A 1,956-nucleotide genomic window follows, 5' to 3' on the forward strand; every position below is an offset into this window, starting at 1 on the left:
GGGTCCGGTCCGGCCGGGTGGGAAGCGCCCGGCTGGGCGGGCGGGGAGCCGTAGGGACCCTGCGGGCGGGAGCCGTACGGGCCCTGTGCGAGCAGCCACGCCCCGCCGCCCGACGGGGAGAGCAGGACGGCCGCCAGGATCGCGATCAGGCCGCCGTAGAGGTAGACGTAGCCGGCCAGGTCGTTGGCGATCACCACGTCGCCCTCCGGGCTGCCGCCCAGCCAGATCAGCGTCATCGCCATCCAGCCCACCCCGGGCGCCAGGGCTGCCAGCCGTCCCCTCATCGCCCGCCCGGCGCCGTAACAGGCCGCGGCCAGCAGGACGACCCAGCCGACGGCCGAGATCGGGAAGGGCTGGAGATACCACGAGTGCTGGAAGCCGCCCAGCACCCCCATCATGAGGCCGAGCAGGACCAGCATGAGGTACGCCGCCGCGGTGACCGCCGCCGCCGAAGGCCGCCGTGCCGTCTGGTGGACCTGCTCCATCACAATCATCGAGGCTAGTGGATCCCCGCGAAGAGATCGGTCTCACGGTCGTACGGCTCGCCGAGCCCTCCGGCTTCGAGCGGCGCCCCCGGTCCCGCCGGTCCGGGCACCCCGGAGCGCAGGATGAAGTGCTCCACCGCGAGCGCCTCCTGGCCGATGTTGTTGGACAGGGCGAACCAGGGCGCCGCCACGCTGATCTGGGTCGCGTGCGCCCGCATCGCGTCGATCTTGCGGCCCACGTGGGCCCGGCCGTCGATCTCGGTGGTGACGTCCTCGTCCGCGCAGCCGAACGGCAGGTCGTCGGCGGGGTCCTCGGTGAGGAAGCCCACATCGGCCGCACGCAACGCCTCGGCCGTCCGGCGCATCGTGGACCTGGCCGTCGCGGTCAGGTAGAACTTGGCGATCCGCCACGGCTCCCCCGCGCCGAACGCCGGGTCGGCGGCCAGCTCGAAGGCGCGCCAGGAGACGCGGTGGGCCTGGATGTGGTCCGGGTGGCCGTAGAAGCCGTTCTCGTCGTAGGTGACGAGGACCTGGGGCCGCACCTCGCGGATGACCTTGACCAGCTCCCCGGCGGCCTCGTCGAGATCGGCCTGCCAGAAGGCGTTGTCGCGGTGGTTGGAGGCGACGCCCATCATCCCGGAGTCGCGCCAGCGGCCCGCGCCGCCCAGGAAGCGGTGGTCGGTGACGCCGAGGGCCTCGCAGGCCGCGGCGAGCTCGCCGACGCGGTGCTCGCCCAGCCTGTCGTCCCGGTCGGCGGCCAGATGGGCCAGCTCCGCCGGGATGACCTCGCCCTCCTCGCCGAGCGTGCAGGTCACCAGCGTGACGTGGGCCCCCTCGGCGGCGTATTTGGCCATGGTCGCACCGCTGCCGATCGTCTCGTCGTCGGGGTGGGCGTGCACGAGCAGCAGGCGCCGATCATTCATGCGTCAGAGGGTATCCGCCTGGTGTACAGGGTGATGCGGACCGCCCCCGATATCCGGGTCTTCCCGGCCTTCCGGAAGTCCCGCTTGAGCTCCATCAACCGGGGGTCCTCCTCCCACTCGGGACCGCGGATGCGCCGCGAGACCAGCCACACACGGTCGGATCCCGGTCCCAGGGCACTCAGCCTGCGGTACGGCTCGCCGTACACGACGACGAACAGCCGGAAGCGCTCGGGAACGTAGAGGACGGCATCGCCGGGCCGCTCCTGGGCGCTCAGCTCCGCGGCGAGGGTACGGAGGTCGTCGGGGCGGTTGGCCGGCCCGCGGACGGCGAGGTGAGCACTCACCGAGAACGCCACCAGGACCGCGAGGACCGCCCAGGTCGCCGGGGTACGGCGGAGCGCGGCCAGACCGGCCCCGGCCAGCAGGGCCAGGCCCGGGACCGCGAAGAGGACGTAGCGCGGGCTGTAGACCGGATGGATCTGCGAGATCAGCAGGGACAGCACCACGGGAAGGACCGCCCAGGGCACCGCCACCCCCACCAGCGAGGG

At 72.9% G+C, this 1,956-nt stretch carries 2 protein-coding genes and 1 pseudogene; all 3 read right to left on the reverse strand.

All coding sequences use genetic code 11. The features are described 5' to 3' along the window. The coding region (locus tag CA984_RS43840) for a DUF6113 family protein (protein WP_133061989.1) at positions 1–494 on the reverse strand (494 nt) is incomplete at its 3' end. Between the two features lie 5 nt (positions 495–499). Next, the gene (gene mshB / locus CA984_RS43845) at positions 500–1,408 is read right to left on the reverse strand and encodes an N-acetyl-1-D-myo-inositol-2-amino-2-deoxy-alpha-D-glucopyranoside deacetylase (RefSeq protein WP_086579140.1); all 909 of its coding nucleotides are present in this window, start codon (positions 1,406–1,408) and stop codon (positions 500–502) included. Beyond that, a pseudogene (locus CA984_RS46915) lies at positions 1,405–1,956 on the reverse strand (hypothetical protein); the annotation flags it as partial. The gene mshB and the pseudogene CA984_RS46915, both read right to left, overlap by 4 nt.

The organism is Streptosporangium minutum (genome assembly GCF_002149035.1).
GTDB classification, from domain to species: Bacteria; Actinomycetota; Actinomycetes; order Streptosporangiales; family Streptosporangiaceae; genus Streptosporangium; species Streptosporangium minutum.

Bases quoted from the DNA above. Each gene is read 5' to 3' on its own strand.
- mshB (WP_086579140.1), bottom strand. From the start codon at position 1,408: ATGAATGATCGGCGCCTGCTGCTCGTGCACGCCCACCCCGACGACGAG.